Here is a 4,833-nt window from a genome sequence, read left to right on the forward strand (position 1 = left end):
ACCCCCCCCGGCCCGCACCCGTCGTGGGGTGCGGGGCCGGTGCGCGGAGGACGCACCGGCCACGCGGTCTGGGAGCTTCAAGGGTGGTGGCCGGGAAGGCACCGGCCCGCCGCTCACGCGGTCGCGGAGGCCTCCTCCACCTCGTCCACCTGCGCCCCGGCGGGCTCGGCGGCTGGAACCGGGGCCGGGTTCTTCAAGAAGAAGAAGGTGATCAGGCAGGCGGCCGCGACCACGATGCCCGAGATCACGCCGGCCAGCTGCAACCCGTCGACGATCTCGGCGCCGGTCGGCGCCGGGACGCCGCCGTAGTCGATGCCGTGGTTGGCGACGGCCACCAGGGCCGCAAGCCCCACCGCGCCACCGATCTGCATCGAGGTCGAGGCGGCGGAGGACGCCACGCCCTGCTCGAGCGGCGAGATGCCCATCCCCGCCGCCGCGAACACCACGGTGAACCCGACGCCACCGCCGAAGCCCCACAGGACGATCCCGGGCAGCAGTGCCCAGTACGACCCGCCCGCCGACATTGCCAGCGCGGTGAGCACGATGCCGGCGCCGTTCACGATCAGCGTCCCGGTGAACACCGTGCGCAGGCCGAACCGGTTCAGCAGGGGAGCGGTGAGCTTGCCGGCGGCCATCGAGCAGGCGCACAGCGGCAGGAACGCGAGGCCGGCCTCGGTGGGGTTGTAGCCGAGGACGGGCTGCAGGTAGGTCGTCAGCACGTAGTAGCCGGTGGCCAGCCCCACCATGAACAGGAAGCCGACGGCCATCGTGACGGCCAGCGTGCGGGTGCGCACCAGCCGCAGCGGCATCAGCGGCGAGCGGGTCTTCGCCTCGACCACCACGAAGGAGATCAGCAGCAGCCCGCCGAGCACCTCGGCGCCGAGCGACTGAAGGGAGGTCCAGCCCGAGCTCGGGCCCGACGCCAGGCCGAACACGACCAACGAGGCTCCCGCGGTCGCGAGCAGCGCGCCCGGAACGTCGAACTCCCGGATCGCCTTGTGCGCCGGCCCGTCCGCCGGCAGCAACCGGATGCCGGCCAGCAGCGCGAGCACCGTCAGCGGCACGTTGACGAACATGACCGACGACCAGCCCCACCAGTCGGTGAACAGCCCGCCGAGCAGCGCTCCGGCCGCGAGGCCCGCGCCGCCGATCGCGCCCCACACCGACAGCGCGCGGTTGCGTTCCGGGCCCTCCGCGAACCCGATGAAGATCAATGTCAGTGTGGACGGGAACAGTAGCGCCCCGCCGGCGCCCTGCACCGCCCGCGCCGCGATCAGCACTCCCGGGTCGGTGGCGAACCCGCCCACGAGCGAGGACAGGCCGTAGATCACCAGCGACGCGAACCACACCCGCCGGGCGCCGAGCCGGTCGACCAGGCGGCCTCCGAACAGGAGCAGCCCGCCGTAGCCCACCGCGTAGGCGGAGACGACCCACTGCAGCGACTGGGCTGAGAAATTCAGTGACTCGCCGATGTCCGGCAGCGCCACATAGACGATGTTGTAGTCCACCGCGATGATCAGTTGGGAGAACCCCAGCAGCGCGAGCCGCCACCCCGATTTCGTCGGTGCCCGCCCATAGGTATCCGTCATGGACCCGTTCAATCCCCTCGAAACGACGGCGACGGCATGACATTTCTCGCGCTGGCCCGGTGTCTGCCGCGGGCCGGCGCCACGTACACGAGATTTCCTGCGCCGACCCGGTGTCTGCTGCGGGCCCGCGCTGCGCACACAAGATCCCTCGCGCTGGCCCGGTGTGTCTGCTGCGGGCCTGCGCTGCGCACACAAGTTACACGGCGTTCAACTTGCGCACTCAGTATAGGCGTCGTGCGCCGTTGAGTGTCAAGCATCCAGCCGGGCCCTGGCCGTCCGGCTTGGCCCGCGTCGACCGCCGCCGCGCCGCCGCGGACCTGTGACCTGGGGCGTCGCCGCGGCGGGTGGCCAATGGCCGCGCCGAGCGGCGGATCCCAGGCCGGCCAGGCGTTTCCGCGTGCGTGGACGGCGGGGCGAGGCCCGGGGCGGGCGGCGTGGATAGTGTGCTCGTCGCGCGGAGGGGCTGGAGCCCGAGCGCGCCGGTCCGGCGCATGACCGCGCCGCGCTCGAGGCGTCGAAGGCGTCGCGCGGCGGCGGCCGGCGGCCACACCCGCGCCGCCGCCCCCGGGCCACCCCTATGAGCCGTTCGCGGGGCACGTAGCTGGGCGGTTCCCGGCCGGCCCGCCCGCGCGGGACCGGTCTGCCGCGCCCGCCGCGGCCGTGGGCACCCGATATCAGGCGAATCGGATAGGGGGTGCGCGGCAAGCCTGGGGTTGGCCGGGTGGAAAACGGAACATAGCGTGGCTGTGGGGTGACCCAAAGCCATGCTGAATGTGCCGCGGTCATTCGGAGGACGGGTATCCCGGCAGCGCCGCCGGCCCGGCTTTCGCATAAGGCCGCGTGCGCGCGAAGGTGGCGCTGCGCGCGCAGCGGCGGCGGGAAACCCGCAGGGAAACCTTTCGCTTTTCGGCCAACGGGATGCCGTAGGACCGCGCGGACCGGGCGAGCGTGCTCCGCGCGGGCGGGACCGGCATGCCCGCCCCTCCCCAGCGGGTTGGCCCCGCTACCACGGAAGGCGGACTCGACGGTGACGAGACACGCGGCCGGGATCATCTCGACCGGCTCATACGTACCCAAGGAAGAAGTCAGCAACGAGGAAGTGGCGGCTCGCTGCGGCGTCACGGCGGAGTGGATCGAGCGCAAGACCGAGATCAGGAGCCGCCGCTACGCCCCGCCGCACGAGGCCGCATCGGACCTCGCCGCCCGGGCCGCCGCCGAAGCGCTGGACGCCGCGGCGGTGCCCGCCGCGGAGATCGACTACCTGATCGTCTCCACCTCCACCGGGGACTCCCCGCAGCCGCCGACCTCCGCGCTGGTCCAACACGCGATCGGCGCGTACGGCGCGGCCTGCTTCGACGTCAACGCCGTGTGCAGCGGCTTCGTCTACGGCCTCGAACTGGCCCGGGCCCTGATCGCGCTGCGCCCCGGGTCTCGGGCGCTGGTGATCGCCGCCGACCTGTACTCCCGGATCCTGGACTTCTCCGACCGGCGCACCGCGCCGCTGTTCGCCGACGGGGCCGGCGCCGCCGTGGTGGGCGAGGTCGACGAGCCCTACGGCTTCCTCGGCGCCGAGCTGCGCACCAGCGGCGACGCGCACCACCTCATCCGGGTGGAGGCCGGCGGCAGCCGGCGGCCCGCCTCGGCCGAGACGCTGGCGGAGGGTGGCCACTACTTCCGCATGGAGGGCCGCGCCGTGCGCGAGTTCGTCAACCAGTGGGTGCCGCCGGCCCTGGAACGGCTGGTCGAGGGCGCCGGTCGGCGGCTGGCCGAGGTCGACCACTTCGTGCCGCATCAGGCCAACGGCGTGCTGATCCGCGAGCTGGTCGAGGCCGCGGGGCTCACGCGGGCCACCACCCACCGCACGGTGGACCGGTACGGCAACCTGGGCTCCGCCTCCATCGCGGTCACTCTGGACGAGGCGAACCGCGCCGGTCGGCTGCGCCGCGGTGAGCTGGTGCTGCTGGCTGGTTTCGGCGGGGGCATGGCGGTCGGCTCGTCGCTGCTCACCTGGCAGGGGGCCGCGGCATGACGGACACCCTGGCAGTGGACACGGCCGCGCCCGCGTGGCGCCTGCGGCGGCTCGGCGTGGTCGGCTGCGGGCAGATGGGCGCCGGCGTGGCCGAGATCGCCGCGAGGGCGGGCCTCGACGTGCGGGTCGCCGTCTCCTCCGCGAGCTCCCGCGAGCGCGGCCTGCGCCGGATCACCGGATCGCTGGACCGCGCGGTCGCCAAGGCGAAGATCGGGGCGGGGGACCGGGACGCCGCGCTGGACCGGATCTCCTTCACCACCACGCTGGACGACCTGGCCGACCGCGAGGCGGTCGTCGAGGCCGTCCCCGAGCACGAGTCCACCAAACTTCAGGTCTTCGCGCTGCTCGACAAGATCGTGGCGGATCCGGAGGCGATCCTGGCCTCCAACACCTCCTCGCTGCCGATCGTCCGGCTCGCCCGCGCCGCGCAGAATCCTGGCCGGGTCGTCGGCCTGCATTTCTTCAACCCCGTGCCCGTGCTGCCGCTGGTCGAGGTGGTCGGCTCGGTGCTCACCGACGAGCGCACCGTGAACCGCGCCGAGCAGCTGGCCACCGAGGTCCTCGGCAAGACCGCGATCCGCTCGCCCGACCGGGCTGGCTTCCTGGTCAACGCCCTGTTGTTCCCGTACCTGCTGGCCGCCGTCCGCATGGTGGAGGCCGGCATCGCGACGCCCGACGACGTCGATCGAGGCATGGTGGCGGGCTGCTCCCACCCGATGGGCCCCCTGCGCCTGCTGGACCTGATCGGCCTGGACACCACGGTGTCGATCGCGGACGCGCTCTACGCGGAGTTCAAGGAGCCGCTGTACGCGCCCCCGCCGCTGCTGCTGCGCATGGTCGACGGCGGGCTGCTCGGCAGGAAGACCGGTCGGGGTTTCTACGAATACGCATGACGCCCAACCGCTCCTCCGCCCGCCCGGGGCCGACGCTCCGGGCGGGCGTCGTCGAGCGCTGAAACGGTCGGCGCGCCGGGAGCTGTCCACGGAAGAAGACAAGGAAGGCGGATCGAGCAATGGCGTCTACGGCTAAGGGCACCTCGTCGGCCGACACGGTGGTGGCGGCGCTGCGGGATTCGTTGAAGGAGACGGCCCGGCTGCGGCAGCGCAACCGGGAGCTGGCGGCCAGGGACCAGGAGCCGATCGCCATCGTGGGTATGGCGTGTCGTTTTCCGGGTGGGGTTGGTTCTCCTGAGGATCTGTGGGATCTGGTGGTTGA

The 4,833-nt window shown here is 72.8% G+C and carries 4 protein-coding genes; 3 read left to right on the top strand and 1 reads right to left on the bottom strand.

Annotated features, from left to right (window positions below; translation table 11 throughout):
- Positions 1-113: 113 nt before the first annotated feature.
- Complete coding sequence (locus I6A81_RS40395; RefSeq protein ID WP_203007942.1) at positions 114-1,589, bottom strand: MFS transporter; 1,476 nt, start codon at positions 1,587-1,589, stop codon at positions 114-116.
- A gap of 1,027 nt (positions 1,590-2,616) precedes the next feature.
- Between I6A81_RS40395 and I6A81_RS40400 the strand changes: the two genes are divergently transcribed.
- From I6A81_RS40400 to I6A81_RS40410, 3 genes are all read left to right on the top strand, one after another.
- Positions 2,617-3,618 (top strand): 3-oxoacyl-ACP synthase III family protein, encoded by a 1,002-nt coding sequence (locus I6A81_RS40400; RefSeq protein ID WP_203007940.1) that lies wholly within the window; start codon positions 2,617-2,619, stop codon positions 3,616-3,618.
- Entirely contained in the window at positions 3,615-4,511 is an 897-nt protein-coding gene (locus I6A81_RS40405) for a 3-hydroxybutyryl-CoA dehydrogenase (RefSeq protein WP_203007938.1), read from the top strand. The genes I6A81_RS40400 and I6A81_RS40405 overlap by 4 nt, the downstream gene beginning before the upstream one ends.
- Positions 4,512-4,630: 119 nt before the next feature.
- Positions 4,631-4,833 (top strand): polyketide synthase docking domain-containing protein (locus I6A81_RS40410; protein WP_203007936.1); only part of this gene is annotated, 203 nt, incomplete at its 3' end.

The sequence above is a fragment of the Frankia nepalensis genome (assembly GCF_016786325.1).
Taxonomy (GTDB): Bacteria; Actinomycetota; Actinomycetes; order Frankiales; family Frankiaceae; genus Pseudofrankia; species Pseudofrankia nepalensis.

Coding starts and splice junctions, on each gene's coding strand:
- I6A81_RS40405 (WP_203007938.1), top strand. CDS start 3,615: ATGACGGACACCCTGGCAGTGGACACGGCCGCGCCCGCGTGGCGCCTG.
- I6A81_RS40395 (WP_203007942.1), bottom strand. CDS start 1,589: ATGACGGATACCTATGGGCGGGCACCGACGAAATCGGGGTGGCGGCTC.